The organism is Streptomyces sp. NPDC052040 (assembly GCF_044548405.1).
In the GTDB taxonomy this organism is placed as follows: domain Bacteria; phylum Actinomycetota; class Actinomycetes; order Streptomycetales; family Streptomycetaceae; genus Streptomyces.
Genome location: NZ_JBIUBV010000004.1, coordinates 298,987 through 321,370, shown reverse-complemented (window position 1 = coordinate 321,370; position 22,384 = coordinate 298,987). Strand labels below are relative to the sequence as shown.

Genomic DNA, 22,384 nt, shown 5'->3' with positions numbered 1-22,384 from the left:
TCCGGGTGGTGCTCAGTCGGGGAAGTCCCCGTCGATGTACACCCAGGCCCCGTCCACCCGCTCGAACCGGCTGTGCTCCGTGAGGGCGCCGCCCCGGTAGGAGGCGCGGAAGGTCACCGTGCCCGTCGAGTGGAAGGCGGACCCGTCCGCCGTCCCCAGGATCTCCAGCCCCGTCCAGCGCGTCCCCGGGTCCAGGTCCAGCCGCGCGGGCCGGGTGCGCGGATGCCAGGTCCGCAGCAGATACCCCGCCTCCGCCCGGACGAAGGCGCTGTACCGCGACCGCATCAGCGCCTCGGCGGTCGGCGCCGCCGCGGCCCCCGAGTGGAAACGGCCGCAGCACTTCTCGTACGGCTCGAGCAGCCCGCAGGGGCAGGAATGCGTGGTCATGACCGCCATTGTGCCCGCCCGGCCCTCCGGTCCCGCGGGCCGGGCGGCCGGGCGCCCCCGGCGCAAGACCTCCCCCTTGCGTGCGCACCCGTCCCATCGGAGTCACAGTGGAGGAAGGGCGCGCGCGCCCCGTGCGGTGCCGCACCGCACCGGCGTGAGGAGGTACGGAAGATGACGTCGTTCCGAATCGCCCCCGGCCGCCCGCCCGCCGCCAAGGAGTGGAGCCTGCGCCTCTACCTCTCCGAGCACGACCCCTCCACCACGGCCCGGGTCGTCCTGGACACCGGCGACAATCTGCTGGAGAGCTGCGCCGCGGCACACCGCAACCCCTACGACATGGCGGTGCCCGAGATCGGGGACGAACTCGCCGCCGGGCGGGCCCTGATCGCACTGGGCCGGAAGCTGCTGCGCGCCGCCGCGGGCGACATCGAGGAGACCGGGGCCCCGGAGGAGGCACCGCCCGCACCGCTGTGGCTGTCCCGGGAGTGAGGAGGGCCGAGCCGTGCTCTTCATGGACCGTCAGGAAGCGGGACGGCTGCTGGCCGCGCGCCTCGAACACCTCCGGGGCCGCGACGCGGTGGTGCTGGGGCTGCCCAGGGGAGGCGTCCCGGTCGCCTTCGAGGTCGCCCGGGCGATCGGTGCCCCCCTCGACGTCTGCCTGGTCCGCAAACTCGGCGTGCCGTTCCAGCCCGAGCTGGGCATGGGCGCGATCGGCGAGGACGGCGTCCGCGTGATCAACGACGCGGTGGTCCGGGAGGCGCGTGTCACCCGGCAGGAACTCGGTCAGGTCGAGGAGTACGAACGGGGCGTCCTCGAACAGCGGGGCCGCCGCTACCGCGGCACCCACGACCCCGTGTCCGTCGAGGGGCGGACCGTGGTCGTGGTCGACGACGGGGTGGCCACCGGCTCGACCGCACGGGCCGCCTGCCGGATCGCCCGCGCCCGGGGGGCCGCGCGGATCGTCCTCGCGGTGCCCGTCGCCCCGGACGACTGGACCGAGCGGCTGGCCGACGAGGCCGACGAACTGGTGGCCGTGGCGGCGCCGCGGGACTTCTTCGCGATCGGCCAGTTCTACGCCGACTTCGCCCAGACCGACGACGAGGAGGTCGCCGACTGCCTGCGGCGCGCGGCGGGCCGCCCCGCGGCACCCGGCCGGGCGGCCCCGGGCACCGAGGTCGAGGTGACCGCCGGTCCGGTGCGGCTCGGCGGTCTGCTGACCGTGCCGGACGACGCGCCCGGCATCGTGGTGTTCGCCCACGGCAGTGGCAGCAGCCGGCACAGCCCGCGCAACCAGTTCGTGGCGTCGGGCCTGAACCGGGCCGGACTCGGCACCCTGCTGTTCGACCTGCTCACCGAGGAGGAGGAGCAGGACCGGGCCAATGTGTTTGACACCGGTCTGCTGGCCGGACGCCTCACCGACGCCACCGCCTGGCTGCGCACCCGGGCTGGGCACGAGGGGTGCGCCGTCGGCTACTTCGGCGCCAGTACCGGGGCCGCCGCCGCCCTGTGGGCCGCCGCGGAACCGGACGCCCGGATCGCCGCGGTGGTCTCCCGCGGCGGCCGCCCCGACCTCGCGGGGCTCCGGCTGCCCGCGGTGACCGCGCCCACCCTGCTGGTCGTCGGCGGCGCCGACCCGGTCGTACTCGACCTCAACCGGCAGGCCCAGATGCGGCTGCGCTGCGAGCACCACCTCGCCATCGTCCCCGGCGCCACCCACCTGTTCGAGGAGCCCGGCACCCTGGAGGTGGTGACCGACCTGGCCCGGGACTGGTTCACCGACCACATGGCCCCCGCCCACGTCTGACCGCCCCGCGCCCCTCGCACCCCGCACGGACGCGGCCTTAGCGTGGGAGGGTGGACGAGGGCCAGGCCACCGCCACGCTGTTCCTCGGCGGTGATGTCATGCTCGGCCGGGGCGTCGACCAGATCCTTCCGCATCCCGGTGACCCGGCGCTGCGCGAGGCATACGTCCGCGACGCCCGGGACTACGTCGCCCTGGCCGAGGCGGCCAACGGCCCGGTGCCCCGGCCGTCCGGCTTCGAGAGGCCCTGGGGCGAGGCCCTGCCCGTCCTCGATGCCGCCGCGCCCGAGGTCCGGGTGATCAACCTGGAAACCTCCGTCACCCGCCAGGACGACTTCGCGCCCGGCAAGGGCGTCCACTACCGCATGACCCCGGCCAACCTCCCCTGCCTCGCGGCCGTCCGCCCGGACGTCTGCGCCCTGGCCAACAACCATGTGCTGGACTTCGGCCGCCGCGGCCTCACCGAGACCCTCCACGCGCTCGCCGCGGCCGGACTGCGGTCGGCGGGCGCGGGCCCCGACGCGGCCGCGGCCCGGGAACCCGCGGCGGTGCCGCTGGGCGGCGGCCGGGTGCTGGTCTTCTCCTTCGGCATGCCCTCCAGCGGGATCCCCGAGCACTGGGCCGCCACCGGCCGCCGGTCCGGCGTAGACCTCCTGTCCGGTCCCACGGCGGCCTCCGCCACCGCCTTCACCGAGCGGCTACGGCACCACCGACGCCCGGGGGACCTGACCGTCGCCTCCGTCCACTGGGGCACCAACTGGGGCTACGACATCTCCCGCGCCCAGATCCGCTTCGCACACGCCCTGGTCGACGCGGGCGTGGACATCGTGCACGGCCACTCCTCCCACCACCCGCGCCCCCTGGAGGCGTACCGGGACCGGCTGGTCCTCTACGGCTGCGGCGACCTCGTCGACGACTACGAGGGCATCGGCGGCCACGAGCGCTACCGGGACGAACTGCGGCTGCTGTACCTGGTCACGGTGGACCGGGCCACCGGCGAACTGGCCGGTGTCCGGATGGTGCCCCTGCGGTCGCGCGCCCTGCGGCTGGAGCACGCCACGTCCGAGGACGCCGCCTGGCTGCGGGACGCCCTCGACCGGTGCAGCCGCGCCCTCGGCACCCGGGTCCGTCTGGACCCCGACCACACCCTGGCCTTCCGCACCCCGCCCCCGCTCACCCCGCCGACCCGGTGAACGCGGCCGGGTCAGCGCGGTCTGCCCCGGCCGAGGAACTGCCGCAGCCTGCGCAGCGGCCAGGTGTTCACGACATCCTCCGGGGTCAGCCAGCCGCGCTGGGCCGTGCCGACGCCGTAGCGCAACTGCGCGAGATGCGGCACCGAGTGGGCGTCGCTGTTCACGGCGAACTTCGCGCCGTGCTCCCGGGCACGCAGGATGTCCTCGTCGCACAGATCGAGCCGGTCGGGCTGGGCGTTGACCTCCAGCGCGGTGCCGGTGCGGGCGCAGGCCGCGAACACCTCGTCCCAGTCCGCGTCCGCGCCCGGGCGCCTGCCGATCAGACGGGTGGTCGGATGGCCGATCACCCGCACATACGGGTTCTCGCACGCCCGCACCAGCCGCCTGGTCATCGCCCGGCGGTCCAGATCGAAATGGGAGTGCAGGGAGGCCACACAGAAGTCGAAGCCCGCCAGGAACGTGTCCGGCCAGTCCAGCTCCCCCTCCGGACCGATGTTCAGCTCCGTGCCGTGCAGCAGCCGCATCCCGCGGTGGACGCCGTCCAGCTCCCGCAGCCGCTCCCGCTGGGCGAGCATCTTCTCGTCCGTCATCCGCTGCATATACAGACGCGGCGCATGGTCGGTGACCGCGTAGTAGGCGTACCCGCGCGCCGCGGCGGCCTCCACCATCGCCTCCAGCGACGCCAGGCCGTCGGTGAGATCGGTGTGGGTGTGCAGATCACCGCGGATGCTCCGCTCGGTGACCACCTCGGGCAGCGCCCCGCGCAGCGCAGCCTCGATCTCCCCGCGGTCCTCGCGGAGCGTCGGGGGAATCCACGGCAGCCCGAGCCGCCCGTAGACCTCCTCCTCGGTACGGGAGGCCAGCGACCGGCCGCTGCCCGCGTCGAAGAGACCGTACTCGGACAGCTTCAGACCCTGACGGACGGCGATGGTCCGGGTGCGGATGTTGTGCCCCTTCGACCCGGTGAAGTACTGCTGCCCGGCCCCCCAGGAATCCGGCGGCAGCACCCGCAGATCGACCTGGACACCCTGGCGGGTGCGGACCGATGTCTTCTTCTCGCCCCGGGCGATCACCTCGGCGGTGGACGGCAGCGCGCACAGGGCGTCCATGAAGGGGGCGGACCGCCGCGCCGCCACCAGCACATCGATGTCCCCCACGGTCTCCCGCATCCGGCGCAGCGACCCGGCGTAGGCACAGCGCGCGCAGCCGGTCACGGCGGACAGCCCGGCGACGATCTCCTCGGCGGTCTCGACCGCCAGATGCAGCGGAATACGGCCGCCCGCCTGCCGCAGCAGGTCGATGCCGTGCGCGATGTTCTTCTGCGTCTTCGCCCCGAAGCCCTTCAGATCACACAGGGCGTCCGCCTCGATCGCCGCCGCCAGCTGCTCCACCGAGGCGATGTGCAGATCCTCGTAGAGCCGCAGGGCCTTCTTCGGACCGAGGGTGGGAATGGTGATCAGCTCCCGCACCCCGGCGGGGATCCGCGCCCGGCGCTCCTCGACCGCGGAGACGGTCCCGGTACGCAGAAACTCGAGCACCTTCTCGGCGATCGACCGGCCTACATTCGGTATCCCGCGCAGCTCGTCGGCGTCCATCCGGGACACATCCCCGGGATACCCGCCGATGGCACGCGCGGCCTTCTCATAGGCGCGCGCCTTGAACGCGTCGCCCGCCGTGATCGCGATGAGGTCCGCGTACTCCCGAAGCAACGCCTCGACCTCGCCATTGGCCCGGGCCACACCCCAAAGTCTAGAAACGCCCCACCACAACGGGCCAGCCCGTACCTGCCCCGACGGCTTCCGCATCCACGACTGGACGTGCGGCGGGTGACGCCACGGCCCGGAAAAGCAGAAGACCCCTGGTGCACAGGGGTCTCAGCTGGTGTCCGAGGGGGGACTTGAACTCTCCTCTCGGGCACCAGCCCACATGCGGTTTGAGCTGGGGAAACACCCGCTCCGAGGCGGGATTTCGACGGGCGCTTCTCCGGTTCTTTCCTGCTGTCTCCTGCGGCTTCGGGGCTCTGTTGGTCATCCGTTGGTCACGTGACCATCCCGCCGCGCCCCGCCTGATCACGCTTTCTCGATCGCCTCGAAGATGTCGGCGTCCGTCTCCTGCTGCCAGGTCGGGAGGTCGGGCCAGTCAGCGACGTAACCCGGCTTCGGGTCCTCGAAGTGCTTGAACATCTGCGCCGCCCAGCACGTCGCCACGAACCGGCTCTTCTGCTCGCGGGTCAGCCGCGACGCGTGCCCGTCGCTGATCTCGATGAACTGGCGCACCTGGTCGAAGACAGACCCGGCGGCCTCGCGCTCCCACTGCGGCGTGTCCTCCCACGGGGTCACATAGCCTGGCTTGGGCTCCCCCGGGAAGTGCTGTCGCACCCCGGAGATCCACGCTTCCCTGAACAGTCGTGCACCTTCGACCTGCGGCATGGCAACCCCTCTCGTCATGACGTGCCCAGTGCGGTGATCTCCGCCCCGAGGTCCGCCACCCGCTGGTCTCGACGCAGGGGGCCGACCTCGCCGCACAGGGCTTGGAGTCTACGGGCGACGTAACCGGAGGAGGAGGCGCGGGCCAGCCGCAAGGCTTCCCGGCCGTACTCGATGACTTGCTCGGCGTCGCGGCGCTTGGCGCCGATGACGGCCAGGTCGGCCAGCACCGTGCCCCTGCGGCGGAAGGACTGGCCGGAGGAAAGTGCCCCCTGCGTGAGAGCGGCCTTCAACGCTTCATCCGCCAGGTCGAGATGGCCAAGCTGTACGTAGCGGGCTCCCCGTTCCTCGGCGAGCCTGGACCCGTCGAAGCGCAGCCACCCTCCGTTGACGCTTCCGACCGGTAGAGCGGTGACTTCCTCGGCTCGGTCCATGGCCCTTTCGCAGGAGGCCAGGTCACGGAGTCCGGCGTATGCCTCGGCCTGTACGGAGGCGACCCAGTGGCGGGTTGACAATGCGCTGTCTCCCCGCTCGGCCAAGGTGCGCGCGGCTTCGAGGATCTGTGCCGCCTGACTGTAGCGGCGCTCCGACATGTCCACGTAGGCATGACGCACCAGGGCGCACGCCCACAGGTCGTAGGCCCCGGCGTCCTTGCTGACCGATGCGGCAAGGGCATACGAGGCTGCCGCGTCGGAGTACCTGTTGGCGTCGAAGGCCACTTCCCCGGCGAGTTGGAGGAGGTCGGCTGCGGCGTTCAGCAGCGGGCGGGAGTTGCCTCGGGTGTCACCGGCGAGAGTGTCGTTGAGGGTGGTGAGCTGGTCACGGACCAGGAGGTAGACGGCTCCTTTTGAGCGGGCCAGTTGGTAGACCTGCCACAGGTGGGTGTTCATCCGGGCGAAGTCCTCGGGTGCGCCCCGGCGCACGCCGTCTTTGAGAGCTTCGGCGTCATCGATCGGCAGGGCGGTCAGCGCCCCGCTGACGGTGAGGATGCGGAGGAATTCGCGGCGGATCATCTCGTCAGGTTCTCCCGCGCTCGGGCCGTTACTGGGCGCTCGCCTCACCTCTTCCGGGCTGGATCTCTGCGGCCCCGTCAAAAGGGCGTCCAGCTCCTCCCGGCTGAGTTCGAGGGCTTCGGCCAGGCCCGGTCGTTGGGGCGGCTGAGGGGTGCTTCTGCCGCTCTCCCAGCGCCCGATGGTCGTGCGGTCCACCCCGAGTAACTCGGCCAGTTGTTCCTGACTGTAGCCCAGGGACCTACGCCGTTCCGCCATGCCCATGGCCGTCCCTCTCCCTGACCCGCGCGGCCCTGCCCCGTGCACGGAAGTGCATCAAGACTGCCGCATCGATGCCGTGGGATGAACGGCCTTCTGGCGCTTTTCTTGGAGTTGTCGCAGAACAGCGCAGGAGCGGACGGAGAGAGGCCGCAGACATGGCAGCGAAGGGCCACACGGACAGTGCACGTCACGGTGCAGGAGCGGCCGGCGGCCGTCATCGCAGGGAGCGGCACGACCCGATGGGAGCCGTGCTGGCCGGAACCTGGGCGTTGGGCAACCTCCTGACGCTGTTCCTGCTTGGCGCCCTTGCCAGCCAACACGTGGCACCGGAGGGCCATCCGTCGCGCCTGGCCGACTGGTCGGCGCCGGACCAGGAAGTGACCGGCTGACGCACTGCGCATGGATCACCTGACGATCCGATCCAATCCCCTCCCGGGGCCGCGTCGCCTCCGGGAGGTCGCACCACCGTGGTGGGGAAGCCACCCCGCCACGCTCGGCAGTTAACGAACGGAGATGAGAACCATGGAGGACCGTTCCCAGCTCGAACCGGAGCCGACGGAGGAGGTCGTATCCCTGGAGGACGCGGCACTTCTGACGAAGGGCGGCAGTAGCTCCAGCGTCGAGAACAAGCGATCGCCCTACGGGGGCTGACGCCCGGCGGCGGCATCCCTGCGCGGGGTGCCGCCGCACGTTCTTCCACTCCAAGAGGAGGTGACGGCATCCGTTGGTTCGGCGGGGCGATCGCCCCCTACGCACCGGCCCCGAGACCGGCGACCGCTGATGTCCTGTGGCTCGGGCCGGAGACCTGGACCGTAGGCACTCCGGTGCGCCAGGCGAGGGACGGAGACGGGCGACGACTGGCCGTGTTCGGGCCGTGTGGAGCGACGGACACGCAGCTCGTAAGGTTGGTGCGCTCGCCGGACTTGCGAGAGTTCGATGCGGCGGCCTCGGCGTGGTCTGGCTCGTACGCCCTGCTTCTCGACGACGGGGCCGGATCAGTCAGCCTCTGGGCCGACGCGGCAGGCTCCTGCCCGCTGTACGTGGCGGAGGTCGGTGGCGCGCTGGTCTGGGCGTCGAGTTCCTTGGCGCTGGCCTCCCTGCTGGGCAGTCGTCCGGACACGGCTTGGCTTGCGGCTCACTTGGCACACCCCACAGCTTGGGCGGCTGGGCGCTCGGCCTGGACAGGGGTGAAGCAGGTACCACCCGGGCACCGCTGGACGGCTCCACGCGACGGGTTGACCTTCTCTACCCCGTACTGGCGGCCCGTTTCCTCCACCTGGCCGGAGGCGGTAGACAGGTTGCGGCTCGACCTGTCGGACGGAGTGCTGATCCGGGTGAGCGGGCGTGCTGCGTCCTCCGACCTGTCCGGCGGCCTGGACTCCAGCACCCTCGCGGCCTACGCGGCACAGTGCGGGCCCGTCCTGGGCGTGACCTTCCATCCCAAGGGCCGGGAGTACGGCGGGGACGTGAGCCACGCGCGCAACGTGGCCAGTGCGTTCCCCTCCATCCGGCACCGGTTCATGGCACTGGGGCGTGAGCACCTGCCGTTCACCGACCTGGAGGCCCTGCCCCTGACCGACGAACCGGCACCGTCCGCCGTGACGATCGCACAGCTTTGCCACCAGTTCGCCCTACTCGCGGAGGAGGGCGTCTCCGTACACCTGACCGGGGACGGTGGCGACACCCTGTTCATGCCGCCCCCCGTCCACCTGGCCGACCTCGCCCGATCGGGCCGCCTTCTTCGCCTGGCGCGTGACGCCCAGGCGTGGGGACGCCTCTACCGTTCAAGCCCCTGGCCTGTCGTGGCGGCAGCCTGGAACGCACCCGACCGGCTGGCAGGCGGGGAGCTGGCGAAGCCCTGGCTCACCCATCAGGCGACCGTGGTCGCCGCGTCCGTCATCTCGCCGGAGACGGGCGTTGACGGCCTCGGCTACGCCGACCGTCACCTACTCGGTGAGGCGCGCTACGTCGGCCGTACGGCCGCGTCGGAGAACCAGCTAGCCGCTACGTACGGCATCGAGATGCACAACCCCTTTACGGACGCCCGTGTTCTCGAAACCGTGTTGTCGGTCCCCGCCTCGGAGCGGTGGTCCGCCCGACGGTACAAGCCGTTGCTCAGCGATGCGGTTACCGGCCTTCTTCCGGATGCGGTCGTAGGGCGTGGGTCCAAGGGGTTGTTTGCGGTGGACCATCACCACGGACTGCGGGCCAACCAGGCGATCGTCCTGGAACTGGCGGACGGTCGCCTGGCAGACCTCGGTCTGGTGCGCCCTGCGGTCCTGCGCTCACTTCTGCGACGTGCCGTACTGGGCGTGGAGGTCCCCTGGGGTCTGCTCGAACCGCTCTTCGGCGCAGAACTGTGGCTACGGGCCAGCGACATTGCCACCGAACAAGTCCGCTGGGAGGGCAAGCCGTGAACATCCCCGTCCCGAGTCGCCACACCCGGACCGCGTTGGCCGGAGCGGTGGGCGTGGTCGTCAACTACCACACAGGATCGACTGTGGTCCTTACCGGGGAATCCCTGTCGCGCTGGCTCGACTCCCTGGAAGAGGGCAACGCACCAGCCGCCGTCACAGTCCGGCCCTCCGAGTCCTCGTGGGGCACGAGTGAGGCACCCGCTCACCTGAACGCTGCGGATGTGACGCCGTGGTCGTGGCGCATGGCGGCGACCGTGGCCCTTGGGGTCACCCTCACGACGCGCCACCTGGGACGCAGGCGTACGCGCTTCGGCCGCCTGGTCCGCTTGGCGGAGGGGGGCCGCACCCTGCCCCCACCGAGCCGGGCACACGCCCGCCTGGCGGTCCGTTCAGTCCGCTGGGCCGCCCGCCTCTTCCCCGCCCGTGTCGCGTGCCTGGAGGAGTCAACATCTGCCGCACTCCTGCTCGCGGCGGGCGGACGCGGCGGAGCTTGGCGCCATGGGGTCGCCACCGACCCGATCCGGATGCACGCCTGGATCTGCGACGTTCACGGTCAGCCCGTCGAGGAACCGGACCAGACTGGGGAGTACACGCCCGTCAACAGGGCGGGGCCAACGTCGAAGGGGTGCCCATGACCGAGCCGCACATCCTGATCCCGGGCAAACGCGTCAGCCTGGCCATGCCGAACCGTGACCACCTGTCCGACTACCACCGCTGGGAGAACGACCCCGGCACCATCCTGGGCTTTGGCACGCAGGTCCCACAGTCCTGGGAGGTCCGTGCCGGCGGTTGGGAGGCGACCGGACGGAACCGTGACTTCCCCCAGTTCGAGGTCATCACGACCGACGACCGGACCCCGGTCGGCCTCACGTCTCTCCAGATCGACCCGGCGGTACGGACCGCCGAGTACGTCATCCTGCTCGCACCCGAAGCACGGGGGAAGGGACTGGCGACGGAGGCCACGGCCCTGACCCTGCGGTGGGCGTTCGAGTACGCCGCACTGCGGATGGTCTGGTTGAAGGTACTGGAGCCCAATACGACCGGGGTCACCGCGTACGAGAAGGCCGGGTTCAAACCCGCTGGCCGTCTCCGTCAGTCCGGCTACTGGCGGGGCCGCCCCTGTGACGAACTCCTGATGGATGCCCTTGCCGAAGAGGCTCCTCCCGCTCCGGCGGCCGGAAGTTGAGCTATCACCGGGACCCCGCCCCACCTAGGACAGGGCCCCGAACGGCTTTTGCCACCGATGTGCGCCCGTCTCAGACACTTTCACCGATATGCCGGTACAAGGTGGCCCGGGAGATCCCCAGGGCCTCGGCGGATGCCATCCGCCTGGAGGGTGGCGGACAGGGACATCAGCTCTGCCACGTTACGGGCAAGACGCTTCATCTCGACCCCGGTCAGGATGACCGGATGGCCAGGAGCAGCCTGCCTGATCTCCCGCGCCAGGGTGACAGCCTTCTCCAGTTCCGGCGGCACCTTCACACGGGTACGGATCTTCTCGGAGAACACGCGTGTGCACTGGGCCTCGGCAAGGGCGTCCAACTGGGACCGGAGTTCCTGCCCCACGGTGGAGCAACGGTCGTAGCCGAACCGGATCGCTGCGCCCGGTGCGGCGTCGGGCACCTGGGGGACGGGTGCGCCCTTGGCCACGGCTTGCCGGGATTTGCGGTCGGCCGGGGTCTCAGCTCCGCGCAGACGGCGTCGACGTCCCAGTAGACGCGCCCCACGACCGACACACCGCCAGTCGGCCACCAGGGCCGACGGGGGCTTGGCGCCGGTTGCCGTTCCGATGTTCCTCAAGCCCCGGTTCGCCCGGCCGGAAGCTCGCGTGTCTGTCCCTGTCCGCCCACCCCAGCGCGGCGAAGTACACGCGGAGGTGGGATCTTGCGCCATGCGTCGGTACTCATGCTGGGGGACGCCGCCCCACGGGCACCCAGGACCGAAGCTGATGGCCACCGCGCTCCCTCCTGGGCGGCGCACCCGGGTGCGTCAGTCGCCGGGCTGCACCATGGCGCGCTTGGGCAGGCGTCGCGCCGAAGGGGCGAAGAAGCCGGCCGCTTCCAGTGCTGCCCGAATCGGCCTGTCATCCCCAGTCTGACCAGGAAGTTCGCTCGACTGTTGGTCACGTGGTTGGTCACACAACACCCCGGAAAAGCAGAAGACCCCTGGTGAACAGGGGTCTCAGCTGGTGTCCGAGGGGGGACTTGAACCCCCACGCCCGATAAAGGGCACTAGCACCTCAAGCTAGCGCGTCTGCCATTCCGCCACCCGGACAAGGTGTCTGTCGTGCGGGGCCTGCCCCGCGGCGACGAAGGAAACATTACCAGGCTTTCGGGGGCGTTCGATCACACCCCGTCCCGGCGTGAACGGTGCGTGACGGGCCGTGCGGTGCCTTGGGGTGCAGCCGGGGTCGGAGGGAGGATGGGGGGACCACCAGCAGTGACAGCGGGAGGAAACAGCGTGACCGAGACGGACACGGCCAGGGGCGTCACCGGCGAGGACGAGGTTGTGGACCTCTGCCGCGAGCTGATCCAGATCGACACCAGCAACTACGGCGACCACTCCGGCCCCGGAGAGCGCAGGGCCGCCGAATACGTCGCCGAGAAGCTGGCCGAGGTGGGGCTCGAACCGCAGATCTTCGAGTCGCACCCGGGCAGGACCTCCACGGTGGCCCGGATCGAGGGCGAGGACCCGTCGCGGCCCGCGCTGCTGATCCACGGGCACACCGATGTCGTACCGGCCCATGCGCCGGACTGGACGCACCACCCGTTCTCCGGCGAGATCGCCGACGGATGCGTGTGGGGCCGGGGCGCGGTCGACATGAAGGACATGGACGCGATGACCCTGGCGGTCGTCCGCGACCGGCTGCGCAGCGGGCGCAGGCCGCCGCGTGACATCGTCCTCGCGTTCCTGGCGGACGAGGAGGCGGGCGGCACCTATGGCGCCCGGTATCTCGTGGACCACCACCGCGGTCTCTTCGAGGGCGTCACCGAGGCGATCAGCGAGGTGGGCGGTTTCTCCTTCACCGTGAACGAGCAGCGGCGCCTCTATCTGATCCAGACCGCCGAGAAGGGCATGCACTGGATGAAGCTGGCCGTGGCCGGTACGGCGGGCCACGGTTCCATGATCCACCGGGACAACGCGATCACCGAGCTGTCCGAGGCGGTCGCCCGGCTGGGGCGCCACACATTCCCGGTGCGGGTCACCAGGACGACCCGGGCCTTCCTCGACGAACTCGGCGACGCGCTGGGCACGAAGCTGGACCCGGAGGACATGGAGTCGACCCTCGCCCGTCTCGGGGGCCTCGCCAAGCTCATCGGCGCGACCCTGACCAACACGGCCAACCCCACGCAGCTGAACGCCGGTTACAAGGTGAACGTCATCCCGGGCGAGGCCACGGCCCATGTCGACGGGCGCTTTCTGCCCGGCTTCGAGGACGAGTTCCTCGCCGACCTCGACCGGATCCTCGGACCCCGGGTGCGGCGGGAGGACGTGCACGCGGACAAGGCCGTCGAGACGGGCTTCGACGGAGCGCTGGTGGAGGCGATGCAGTCCGCGCTCCAGGCCGAGGACCCGGGCGCGAAGGCCATCCCCTACATGCTCTCGGGCGGGACGGATGCCAAGTCCTTCGACGAAATCGGCATCCGCGGCTTCGGGTTCGTGCCCCTGAAGCTGCCGCCGGAGCTGGACTTCGCGGGCATGTTCCACGGTGTCGACGAGCGGGTGCCGGTGGATGCGCTGAAGTTCGGTGTGCGGGTGCTGGACCGGTTCATCGACGCCTCCTGAGCAGCGGCCCGGTCTCCTCGCTGAAACGACAATGCATTAATCGCCAGCGCGTACGGGGGCCGACCGGGACGGGTGAATGCGACCATAAGCTCGTAGCTCCATTACTCCCTCCTCGTTACACGGGGTGCGGTCCGAGGCTTGGACCGCTTTGCCTACGAGGAGGAATAATGCTCAAGAAGGTTGTCGCTGTCGCTGCTGCCACCGGTGGTCTGGTTCTTGCGGGTGCTGGTCTGGCTGCGGCCGACTCGGGTGCCCAGGGTGCCGCCGTGCACTCCCCGGGTGTTGTGTCCGGCAATGTCGTCCAGGTTCCCGTGCACGTCCCGGTGAACGTCTGTGGCAACACGATCTCGGTGATCGGGCTGCTGAACCCCGCCTTCGGCAACACCTGCGTCAACAGCTGACGTTGTGCTCATCCCTTGAGGACCTCTGAGGGCCTCACTCCATGAGGAACCTCGTGCCATGAGGGGCCGCGCCCGATGAGGGGCCCCGCCCCGCGAAGGGCTGAGTCCGTCGGCCCCGGAGCGCGTGCCACGTGCTCCGGGGCCGACCGGTTCCTCCGCGTCCCGGCCCCTGAGGGCGGGCGCGCTCCAGAAGTTTCAGGACAACGTCGAAGGCAGGGAATCCAGCAATGCGACAGGTCACCCGCAAGGGCCTGATGACCGTGGCGGCGGCGACCGGCGTCCTCGCCGTCACCGGTGGCTACGCGCACGCCGACTCGGCGGCGAACGGATCGGCCACGGGCTCGCCCGGCGTGCTGTCCGGCAACACCGTGCAGGTCCCGGTGCACGTCCCGGTGAACGTCTGCGGCAACACCGTGAATGTGATCGGGCTGCTCAACCCGGCGATGGGCAACGCGTGCGGCAACACCGGCGGCGCGCACACCGGCGGCGGCTCCCACGCGGTGGGCCGGACCGGCGGTTCACCGGGCGTCGGCTCCGGCAACACCGTGCAGGTGCCGGTGGACGTGCCCGTCAACGTCTGCGGCAACAGCGTGAACGTGATCGGCGGCGGCAACGGGGCGCTCGGCAACCACTGTGGCAACCCCGGCGGCAGCCAGGCGACCACCCCGCCCGGGGGAGGCGGAACTCCGGGCCACCCGGGTCACCCGGGTCACCCGGGTCACCCGGGTCACCCGGGTCACCCGTGTCACCCCGGCCACCCGGGTCAGCCCACGAATCCGGGCAACCCCACCAACCCCGGGAACCCGAGCAACCCCGGGAACCCCACTCAGCCCGGCACCCCGGGTAACCCCACTCACCCCGGGACCCCCGTCCACCCCGGTACGCCCCAGCAGCCGGGGGGCGGCGGCACTCACCATGTCTCCCAGCCCGCGGGGTCCTCGTCCCTGACCCGGCCCGCGACCGGCGCGCAGCTCGCCCACACCGGTAGCGACCTGCCGCTCGGCGCGCTGGCCCCGGCGAGCGCCGGAGCGCTGCTCGGCGGCGCGCTGCTCTACCGCCGGGCCCGCGCCCAGGCCTGAGGCACCATCGGACCCGCCCGGGCCGGGCACCGATCGGCGAACCAGGCGAATCAGGGGAAACGCGGACCGTTGCCGCGTGTGCCCAAGGAGTGACCGGGGGTCGGCCCATGGGAGGCCCCCCAACGGATCGGGCCCCGCGAACTCCGCGGGGCCCGATCCGTTTCAGCCGCCTTCACCTCACCATGTGGCACGCACCTGGCGGATGATCCGCCGACGCAGCCGCACCTTGCGGCTGCCGTCACGCAGCAGGCTCAGGCGGTCCAGCTCCCAGTGTCCATACTCGGCGTGGTCCGTCAGCAGACGTGCGGCGTCCTTGCGGGACACCCCACGAGGGACGAACACGTCGACAAATTCGTATTCCGGCATCGCATCTATTGTGCGGGCTGGGGCCCGGTACGGATAGCGTCTGCACTATGTCTGATGCTGCGCAGCCCACCGCTGCCGAGGTACGCGCCGCCGCCGAGGCGGTCAAGACCGCGCTCGACCGCCACCTGGCCGCGGTCGAGCGCAGGACGGGCGAGGACGACCCGGCCGTCTACGAGGCGTTCAACGAGCTGGCCGCCGCGGCGGAGGAGTACGACGAACTCCTCTACGACCGCTACGACGAGGTCACCCCCTTTGAGATCCCCGGTGCGGAGGAGGCCCTTCCGCCGTACACGGGCCCCGAGGAACCGACGGCGCTGAGCGTGCTGATCCGCCGGGACTACTCGGTGGCGGAGCCGCAGCGGCTGCTGGCGCAGGCGCGGCGGGTGGAGGACGTGGACGAGGCCGGGCCGATGGAGTCGTCGGCCGACACCGTCCATGGCGCGCTCGGTGTGCTCTTCGGGGAGTTCGAACCCGACGAGATCGCCTCCCGGCACAAGGAGTTCGGCCTCGAAGAGGGCGACTCCACCCTGTGGGTGACCGCCGCAGAGGAACCCGCCGAGCCCGGGGAGTGGCTGGAGACGCCCTTCGAGCAGGCCGACCCGCAACGGATCATCTGCCGTTTCGACGTCAGCGCGGTCTTCGACGACGAGACGGACGACGACGAGATCGAGGACGATCTCGTACTGGATCCGGACCTGCACGGCGCGTTGGACGACGAGGACCTGGAACCACTGGACGCCGAACGCTAGAGACCCGGTCCGCCGGGCACATGTCCGACCATCCGGCACATGTGCCCGGCGCCGCGGTCAAGGCGTTCGTCAGGTGCGCGTCAGGCATCAGCCTTCAGGCGCCGTGCCCTCAGGCGTCGTGCCCTCAGCCGTCGGCACCTGGGGCCGGAGGAGTTCGGGCAGGCGGGTGGTCCGGGGCTTCGCCGGGATCTCGGCCACGGCCCGCGGCAGTGCCTGCTCCACGCCGTGCACCACGGACAGATGGCGGACCGCCCGCCCGAAGGCCGTGTACACCCAGGGGCGGCTGAGCGCCTGGGCCGCGTCGCCTGGCAGCACCACGACCACCGCGGGCCAGCGCTGCCCCGCCGCCTGGTGCGCGGTCATCGCCCAGCCGTGCCGTACGGACTGCTCCACCCGCTCTCTGGGCACCACCACGGTCTCGCCCGCGCACTGGAGATGCAGCCCCTCCGCGTCCGCCCTCAGCACCCGGCCCGGCAACGCGCGGCCCGGGGCGGGGGAGTGGACGACCTTGTCCCCGGGGTCGAAGCCGCCGAAGCGGCCGGGGCCGGGGTTCAGCCGCTCCTTGAGTGCCGCGTTGAGCGCACGCGTCCCCGCCGTGCCCCCGTGCCCCGGCGTGATCACCTGCGTCTCCTCGGGCGGTACGCCGATCGCGCGCGGCACCGAGTCCGCCACCAGCTGCACCGTCCGGTGCACCGCCTCCGCGGCGTCCCGGACCGGCACGATCACCACTTCCTTGCCCGGCGCGTCGACCTGGGGGAGCTCGCCGACGCCGATCGAGGAGACCAGTTCACCGAGCGGCCCCGGGTCCGGGGTCCGCGAGGCGACCGACGGACACACCCGTGCCGCCAGCAGATCGCCGAACACCCGTCCGGGACCGGCCGACCACAGCACCCCTGGGTCACCGCTCAGCACCAACCGCGCTCCGTCGGGCAGCGACTCGACGAGCAGCGCCGCCGTCTCGACGTCCAGCTGGGGCGCGTCCAGGACGATGAGCAGATCGAGGTCCAGCGCGCCGTCCGCGTCCCGTCCGGGGCCCTCGGCACCCGACAGCAGTCCCGCCACCGTGGCGAGCGGCGCCTCCGCCCGCTCTCCGGGAGCGTCCTGTGGGCCGGGCTGTGCGAGCAGCGCGGCCAACTGCTCCCGTCCCGCCGGAGTGTGAGCCGCGGCCCAGGCGCGTACCCCGAGCCGACGCGCCTCGCGCAGCAGGGCGACGGGCTCGGCACGGGACGCCTCTCCGCCGGTGTGGAGCACCAGGCCGTGGCTCCCTGCGGCACGGATCAGCTCCGTCGCCGAACCCCGCGCCGAGCGGGCCGCCCGCTCCCAGTCGTCGGCCGGACCGTCCTCCTTCGGCGGGGAGTTGACCAGCCGGGCCAGTCCGTCGGCGAGGCTCTCCTCCGCGAGCGCATACCGCTCCAGGCCGATCAGGGCGCGAACCGGGTGCTCCTCCCCGTCCGCGTCGTCCTCGCCCGTCTCCCGGCCCTCGCCGCCGCTGTCCGCATCCTCCCCGGGCCCTGTCTCCAGGGCGTCCTGGAAGACCAGGACCTCGCCCTCGGTGATCGCGCTCTGCACGGCCGCCTCCGGATCGGGCACCGCGCGCTGTGCGAGCGCCGTCTGGAGAGTGGAGACCTCCAGCGCCGTATGCCCGGCCAGGGCCGCCTGCTCCAGCAGCCAGACCGCCACCGCGCGTCCCCGGCGTTCGTCGTCGGGGCGGCACTCGGCGCCGAGCAGGGCCCGGGCGAACCCGTCCGCCTGCTCGGGCCGCACTCCGGGAAGCCGCAGCAGCAGCCAGGGGTCCTCGCGCAGCCGGCTCTCCGTGCCGTCGCCGAAGGCCTCGGCGGCCTGGGGTACCAGGGACTCCGGAGCGCCGCCCTCGGCCAGCACGGACCGCACGGCTGCCAGGGTCTCCGCGGCGGGGGCCGCCGCCACCGGGGGTGCCGAGGGCCGGGTGCGCTGCACGGGCTCGGGGGCGGTCCGGCGCGGGGAGGGCGGGGGCTCGCTGAAGGCGCTCGCCACCGGCTTGGCACCGCTTTCCACGGCCCGTACGGCCGCGAGCAGGTCGGCGGCCGTCCCGCTGAGCTTCCCTCCGGCCTCGATGGGCCCCTTCTTCTCCGCCTTCCGCCGCTCGATGCGGTCCCGCTCCAGCTGCTGAGCCGCCAACTCGGCCGCGGCCTCGGACACCTGAGCGGAACCATCAGCACCGGCGTCGGCCGAAGCACCCTCGGCATCGGCGTCGGCCGAAGCACCCGTGCCGTCGGCATCGGCGCCCGCGTCGGCCGAGCCACCCCCGGACCCCGACTCCGAGCCACCCCCACTCTCGGCGGCCCCCGCGGCCCCCTCCTCACCCGAGCCGGAGGCGGCCCTCTGCGGATTCTCCCGGGTGCCGTCCAGGGGCTCCGGGTCCGGCCCCCCGGTCCGTTCCCCCGGGTGGGAGTCCGTCTCCGTGGCTTCCGGGTCCGTGCTCACAGCGTGCTCCAGTCGTGATCGGGATAGCGGTGCACCGGGGCCGACACATCGTCCAGCGCCCGGCAGATCTCGTCAGGAAGACTAAGCGTCTCCACTGACAGTGCCGCCGTGAGCTGCCGCGCGTTGCGCGCCCCGACGATCGGCGCGACCACCCCGGGCCGGTCGCGGACCCAGGCCAGCGCCACCTGGAGCGGTGTCGTGGCGAGGCCGTCGGCCGCCGTCTGCACCGCGTCCACAATGCTGTTCGCCGTGTCGTCGAGATAGGGCGCGACAAACGGCGCCATGTGCTCCGAGGACCCGCGGGAGTCGGCCGGAGTCGCGTTCCGGTACTTGCCGGTGAGCACCCCCCGGCCCAGCGGAGAGGACGGCAGCAGCCCGATCCCCAGGTCCAGCGCCGCGGGCAGCACCTCGCGCTCCACGCCCCGCTGGAGCAGCGAGTACTCCATCTGACTGCTGGCGATCCGGGTCCGCACACCTGGCGCCGCGAGCTGCCAGGTGGCAGCCTTCGCGAGCTGCCAGCCGCAGTAGTTGGACACTCCCGCGTATCTCGCCCGGCCGCTGGCGACCGCCAGGTCGAGTACGCCGAGGGTCTCCTCCAAGGGTGTGTGCGGGTCGAAGGCATGCAGATGCCACACGTCGACATGGTCCGTGCCGAGGCGGGCGAGCGAGGCGTCCAGCGCATCCAGCAGATGCCCCCGGGAGCCGTCGGAACGGCGGTCGGGGTCGGCCACACTGCCCGCCTTGGTGGAGATGACCAGGTCCCGGCGCGGTATCAAGGAGTCCATCAGCTTGCCGAGTACATATTCGGCCTCCCCGTCCCCGTACACGTCCGCCGTGTCGACGAGGGTCCCGCCCGCCTCCCAGAACACCTTCAACTGCTCCGCGGCGTCGCGCTCGTCCGTGTCACGCCCCCAGGTCAGCGTGCCGAGTCCGATGCGGGACACACGAAGGCCCGTACGCCCGAGATGCCTCTGCTCCATGGACGCCGACACTACTGTCCGGAACCAGCCGCGTGGGCGGCCTGTGGACAACGGTCTTCCCGCCGCGCGCGGCGGCTTCCGGCGGCGGCGCGACCGGCGCCGCGCCCGCGGCCGCGCGCCGCCCGTGGTGCGCCGCGCTGGTTTCCGCCCGGTGCCCGCCCGGCCGGACAACCCTCCCCTATCCGGCCGCCCCGCGCTAAGGTCTGCGCACAAGGGACGTTACTGATCGGTAAGGGGAATCGGCCATGCAGCTCGGGATCAACCTCGGCTACTGGGGCGCCGGAATGGACGCGGACAACCTCGCCGTGGCCCAGGAGGCCGACCGGCTCGGCTACGCGGTGTGCTGGGCCGCCGAGGCCTACGGCTCCGACGCGGCGACCGTGCTCACCTGGGTCGCCGCCCAGACCGAGCGCATCGACGTCGGCTCCGCGATCTTCCAGATCCCGGCCCGGCAGCCCGCGATGACCGCGATGACGGCCGCCACCCTCGACTCGCTGTCGGGCGGCCGCTTCCGCCTTGGGCTCGGTGTGTCCGGACCGCAGGTCTCCGAGGGCTGGTACGGCGTCAAGTTCGACAAGCCGCTCGCCCGCACCCGCGAGTACGTGGAGATCGTGCGCAGGGCGATGACGCGGGAGCGGCTGTTGTACGAGGGCGAGCACTGGACGCTGCCGCTGCCGGGCGGCCCCGGCAAGCCCATCAAGCTCACCGTGCACCCGCAGCGCGAGCACATCCCGCTCTACATCGCCGCGATCGGCCCCAAGAACCTGGAGCAGACCGGCGAGATCGCCGACGGCGCCCTGCTGATCTTCCCCTCGGCCGACCACATCGAGGACACCGCCATCCGGCATCTGCGCGCCGGGCGGAAGAAGGCCGGCAAGACCCTGGACGGCTTCGACGTCTGCCCCACCCTGCCGATCGCTGTCGGCGACGACAAGGACGTGACCTCGCTCGCGGACACCTTCCGCCCCTACACCGCCCTCTACGTCGGCGGCATGGGCAGCCGCAAGCAGAACTTCTACAACCAGCTCGCCCGGCGCATGGGCTACGAGGAGGCGGCCGCCGAGGTCCAGGACAAGTACCTGTCCGGCGACAAGCAGGGCGCCGCGGCCGCCGTACCGCACGAGCTGATCGACCGGACCACCCTGCTCGGCTCCGTCGACCGCATCGCCGACCGGATGAAGGCGTACGCCGCGGCCGGTGTCACCACGCTCACCCTCTCGCCCGCGGGCTTCACGCTGGACGAGCGGATCGCCTCGCTCCGGGCGGGATCCGAGGCCCTGGAGCGGGCCGGACTCGCCTAGGCGAACAGGCGGAGGCGAGAAGTCTGCGGCCGTGGTGGGGGCTCGGGGGTCCTCCCCGCCACGGCCGTCACGGGGAACAACGCGTCAGCGGGCCGTCGGTTACGCATGCCCCGCCCCCGGCCGCACGTCCGTCGTTCGGCGCAGTGCGCCGCCGCCCGTGTTGCCGCCGTACCCGCCTGCCACTCGACTCGTTCTTTGCGGACCCTGAGAAACTGCGCGGCGAGGAGCCGCTCACCGTGCGGGACGTCGTCACCTATCTCGCCCACAGCAGGGTCACCGAGCAGCGCGCCTGCGAACAGATGAACCTGCTGCGCCGGCACTGCGGCGACCATCCCGAGGTGGGCCGCGCCGTCCGGATGATCTCCGACGACGAGGACAACCACCTGGCCTGCTGCCACGAGGAGCTGCTGCGTCCCGCGGGCGCCGGGCACGGCCACGCCATCCGGCGGACGCTCCGCGCCTGCGCCCTGGCCGAGATCCGGGTCCACCGCGATGTCGGTCTCGCCGTGATGGCCCGCATGGCGCGGATCCTGGGCCGGCCGAGGGCCAGATCGGCGCTGCTCGCGGCGGGCATCCACACGATGTACGCCTGCGAGCGGGCCGGTGGCTGGCGCCGCATGGTGTTGCTGCGGATGCCGGAGCGCCGCGACGCGCTGGGCGGCCCGGCCGCCGCGGCCCCCGAATACGTCTGAGCCGGGGGCCGGGAACGGCCCGCTACAGCCAGCCCCGACGCTTGAACAGCCGGTACAGCAGCACCTCCAGCACCACCATCACCAGGATCACCGCCGGATAGGCCGCCACCCAGTGCAGCTCGGGCATGTGCTCGAAGTTCATGCCGTAGATGCCCGCGATCATCGTCGGGACCGCCGCCATCGCCGCCCAGGCCGAGATCTTCCGCATGTCGTCGTTCTGCCGCACGCTCATCTGCGCCAGATGCGCGGACAGCACGTCCGACACCAGCCGGTCCAGAGCCTCCACGGACTCGTTCACCCGGGTCAGATGGTCGCTGACGTCCCGGAAGAAGGGACGCGACCGCTCCTGCACGAACGGCACCACCGCCCCCGACGGCCCCTGCCCCGCCAGCCGGGTCACCGGGGGCGCCAGCGGGACCGTCGCCCGGCGGAACTCCATGACCTGGCGCTTGAAGGTGTATATCCGCGACGCCGTGTGCCGGGAGCCCCCGTCCGCCGGGGAGAAGACCTCCGCCTCCAGCTCCTCCAGATCGGTCGCCAGTTCGGTCGCCACCTCCAGATAGCGGTCGACGACACAGTCCGCGATGGAGTACAGCACCCCCGTGGGCCCGTGCCGCAGCATCTCCGGCTGCTCCTCCAGATGCTTGCGCAGGGCACTGAGCGGCATGTCCTCGCCATGGCGCACGGTGACCACGAAGGAGTCGCCGAGGAAGACCATCAGCTCCCCGGTGTGGACCGTGTCGTTGTGCTGCTCGTAGGAGACCGGTTTGAACACCATGAACAGCGAGTCGTCGTAGACCTCCAGCTTGGGCCGCTGGTGCGCCTTCAGGGCGTCCTCCACGGCCAGCGGATGCAGTCCGAACTCCTCGGTGACCAGGTCGAACTCGCTCTCCGTCGGCTCGTAGAGGCCGATCCACAAAAAGGCGTCCCCGACGGAGCGCGCCTGCTGGAGCGCGTCGGACAGGTCTTCGGGCCCCTCGGTGCGGCGCCCGTCGCGGTAGATGGCGCAGTCGACGATCACGGAGCGCATTCTCCCTTCGGCTCGTTCCCGGTGCACCCGGGGGTCCCTCCA

22 protein-coding genes, 1 tRNA gene and 1 pseudogene are annotated in these 22,384 nt (G+C 71.6%); 14 read left to right on the top strand and 10 right to left on the bottom strand.

All coding sequences use genetic code 11. The annotated features are described in order from the left end of the window. Window positions 1–12 precede the first annotated feature (12 nt). The gene (locus ACIHAA_RS12210) at window positions 13–387 is read right to left on the bottom strand and encodes a YchJ family protein (protein WP_399815930.1); all 375 of its coding nucleotides are present in this window, start codon (window positions 385–387) and stop codon (window positions 13–15) included. 171 nt (window positions 388–558) lie between these two features. Here ACIHAA_RS12210 and ACIHAA_RS12205 point away from each other — a divergent pair, with 171 nt between their 5' ends. The 3 genes from ACIHAA_RS12205 to ACIHAA_RS12195 are packed head-to-tail and all read left to right on the top strand — an operon-like array spanning window position 559 to window position 3,381. Further along, window positions 559–876 (top strand): DUF1876 domain-containing protein, encoded by a 318-nt coding sequence (locus ACIHAA_RS12205; RefSeq protein ID WP_399815928.1) that lies wholly within the window; start codon window positions 559–561, stop codon window positions 874–876. 13 nt (window positions 877–889) lie between these two features. Then, on the top strand, window positions 890–2,191 hold the full coding sequence (locus ACIHAA_RS12200; RefSeq protein WP_399815926.1) for a phosphoribosyltransferase family protein: 1,302 nt from the start codon (window positions 890–892) through the stop codon (window positions 2,189–2,191). A gap of 50 nt (window positions 2,192–2,241) precedes the next feature. Further along, the gene (locus tag ACIHAA_RS12195; protein ID WP_399815924.1) at window positions 2,242–3,381 is read left to right on the top strand and encodes a CapA family protein; all 1,140 of its coding nucleotides are present in this window, start codon (window positions 2,242–2,244) and stop codon (window positions 3,379–3,381) included. An 11-nt stretch (window positions 3,382–3,392) separates the two neighbouring features. Here ACIHAA_RS12195 and polX read toward each other — a convergent pair whose 3' ends face one another. The 3 genes from polX to ACIHAA_RS12180 all read right to left on the bottom strand — a co-directional run bounded on the left by polX (window position 3,393) and on the right by ACIHAA_RS12180 (window position 7,081). Continuing rightward, on the bottom strand, window positions 3,393–5,120 hold the full coding sequence (gene polX / locus ACIHAA_RS12190; protein WP_399815923.1) for a DNA polymerase/3'-5' exonuclease PolX: 1,728 nt from the start codon (window positions 5,118–5,120) through the stop codon (window positions 3,393–3,395). A gap of 330 nt (window positions 5,121–5,450) precedes the next feature. Continuing rightward, window positions 5,451–5,810, bottom strand: coding sequence for a hypothetical protein (locus ACIHAA_RS12185; RefSeq protein WP_399815921.1), 360 nt, complete (start codon window positions 5,808–5,810; stop codon window positions 5,451–5,453). 14 nt (window positions 5,811–5,824) lie between these two features. Beyond that, a complete protein-coding gene (locus tag ACIHAA_RS12180) occupies window positions 5,825–7,081 on the bottom strand; it encodes a helix-turn-helix domain-containing protein (protein ID WP_399815919.1) in 1,257 nt (418 codons plus the stop codon). Between the two features lie 236 nt (window positions 7,082–7,317). Here ACIHAA_RS12180 and ACIHAA_RS12175 point away from each other — a divergent pair, with 236 nt between their 5' ends. From ACIHAA_RS12175 to ACIHAA_RS12155, 5 genes are all read left to right on the top strand, one after another. After that, window positions 7,318–7,467, top strand: a complete 150-nt coding sequence (locus tag ACIHAA_RS12175) for a hypothetical protein (protein ID WP_399815917.1) — start codon at window positions 7,318–7,320, stop codon at window positions 7,465–7,467. 124 nt (window positions 7,468–7,591) lie between these two features. Continuing rightward, the gene (locus ACIHAA_RS12170; RefSeq protein ID WP_399815916.1) at window positions 7,592–7,729 is read left to right on the top strand and encodes an albusnodin family lasso peptide; all 138 of its coding nucleotides are present in this window, start codon (window positions 7,592–7,594) and stop codon (window positions 7,727–7,729) included. After that, window positions 7,711–9,495 (top strand): albusnodin/ikarugamycin family macrolactam cyclase, encoded by a 1,785-nt coding sequence (locus tag ACIHAA_RS12165; protein ID WP_399816143.1) that lies wholly within the window; start codon window positions 7,711–7,713, stop codon window positions 9,493–9,495. The genes ACIHAA_RS12170 and ACIHAA_RS12165 overlap by 19 nt, the downstream gene beginning before the upstream one ends. A 242-nt stretch (window positions 9,496–9,737) precedes the next feature. Continuing rightward, complete coding sequence (locus ACIHAA_RS12160; RefSeq protein WP_399816141.1) at window positions 9,738–10,130, top strand: lasso peptide biosynthesis B2 protein; 393 nt, start codon at window positions 9,738–9,740, stop codon at window positions 10,128–10,130. Next, complete coding sequence (locus ACIHAA_RS12155) at window positions 10,127–10,681, top strand: GNAT family N-acetyltransferase (protein ID WP_399815914.1); 555 nt, start codon at window positions 10,127–10,129, stop codon at window positions 10,679–10,681. Before ACIHAA_RS12160 ends, ACIHAA_RS12155 begins: the two co-directional genes overlap by 4 nt. 80 nt (window positions 10,682–10,761) lie before the next feature. Here ACIHAA_RS12155 and ACIHAA_RS12150 read toward each other — a convergent pair whose 3' ends face one another. Both ACIHAA_RS12150 and ACIHAA_RS12145 read right to left on the bottom strand, forming a co-directional pair. Further along, on the bottom strand, window positions 10,762–11,145 hold the full coding sequence (locus ACIHAA_RS12150; protein ID WP_399815912.1) for a recombinase family protein: 384 nt from the start codon (window positions 11,143–11,145) through the stop codon (window positions 10,762–10,764). A 536-nt stretch (window positions 11,146–11,681) separates the two neighbouring features. Then, a tRNA-Leu gene (locus ACIHAA_RS12145) sits at window positions 11,682–11,769 on the bottom strand. A 186-nt stretch (window positions 11,770–11,955) separates the two neighbouring features. On the opposite strand from ACIHAA_RS12145, the gene ACIHAA_RS12140 reads away from it, so the two are divergent. The 3 genes from ACIHAA_RS12140 (at window position 11,956) to ACIHAA_RS12130 (ending at window position 14,761) form a co-directional block, all read left to right on the top strand. Next, a complete protein-coding gene (locus ACIHAA_RS12140; protein WP_399815910.1) occupies window positions 11,956–13,281 on the top strand; it encodes a M20/M25/M40 family metallo-hydrolase in 1,326 nt (441 codons plus the stop codon). 167 nt (window positions 13,282–13,448) lie between these two features. Then, entirely contained in the window at window positions 13,449–13,682 is a 234-nt protein-coding gene (gene chpH / locus ACIHAA_RS12135) for a chaplin ChpH (protein ID WP_399815908.1), read from the top strand. Between the two features lie 227 nt (window positions 13,683–13,909). Beyond that, a complete protein-coding gene (locus ACIHAA_RS12130; protein ID WP_399815906.1) occupies window positions 13,910–14,761 on the top strand; it encodes a chaplin in 852 nt (283 codons plus the stop codon). Between the two features lie 177 nt (window positions 14,762–14,938). On the opposite strand, the gene ACIHAA_RS12125 is transcribed toward ACIHAA_RS12130, so the two are convergent. Further along, on the bottom strand, window positions 14,939–15,127 hold the full coding sequence (locus ACIHAA_RS12125; RefSeq protein ID WP_399815905.1) for a DUF5703 family protein: 189 nt from the start codon (window positions 15,125–15,127) through the stop codon (window positions 14,939–14,941). A gap of 47 nt (window positions 15,128–15,174) precedes the next feature. Between ACIHAA_RS12125 and ACIHAA_RS12120 the strand changes: the two genes are divergently transcribed. Further along, a complete protein-coding gene (locus ACIHAA_RS12120) occupies window positions 15,175–15,876 on the top strand; it encodes a hypothetical protein (RefSeq protein WP_399815904.1) in 702 nt (233 codons plus the stop codon). 87 nt (window positions 15,877–15,963) lie between these two features. Here the strand turns inward: ACIHAA_RS12120 and ACIHAA_RS12115 are convergent, their stop codons facing one another. Then, window positions 15,964–18,339 (bottom strand): helix-hairpin-helix domain-containing protein, encoded by a 2,376-nt coding sequence (locus ACIHAA_RS12115; RefSeq protein WP_399815902.1) that lies wholly within the window; start codon window positions 18,337–18,339, stop codon window positions 15,964–15,966. After that, window positions 18,336–19,319: an aldo/keto reductase gene (locus ACIHAA_RS12110; RefSeq protein WP_399815899.1), complete on the bottom strand. Its 984-nt coding sequence runs from the start codon at window positions 19,317–19,319 to the stop codon at window positions 18,336–18,338. The genes ACIHAA_RS12115 and ACIHAA_RS12110 overlap by 4 nt, the downstream gene beginning before the upstream one ends. Window positions 19,320–19,564: 245 nt before the next feature. Between ACIHAA_RS12110 and ACIHAA_RS12105 the strand changes: the two genes are divergently transcribed. Both ACIHAA_RS12105 and ACIHAA_RS12100 read left to right on the top strand, forming a co-directional pair. After that, entirely contained in the window at window positions 19,565–20,620 is a 1,056-nt protein-coding gene (locus tag ACIHAA_RS12105; protein ID WP_399815897.1) for an LLM class F420-dependent oxidoreductase, read from the top strand. A gap of 206 nt (window positions 20,621–20,826) precedes the next feature. Beyond that, a pseudogene (locus ACIHAA_RS12100) lies at window positions 20,827–21,312 on the top strand (ferritin-like domain-containing protein); the annotation flags it as partial. A gap of 22 nt (window positions 21,313–21,334) precedes the next feature. On the opposite strand, the gene corA reads toward ACIHAA_RS12100, so the two are convergent. Next, window positions 21,335–22,333: a magnesium/cobalt transporter CorA gene (corA, locus tag ACIHAA_RS12095; RefSeq protein ID WP_399815896.1), complete on the bottom strand. Its 999-nt coding sequence runs from the start codon at window positions 22,331–22,333 to the stop codon at window positions 21,335–21,337. Between the last annotated feature and the right edge of the window lie 51 nt (window positions 22,334–22,384).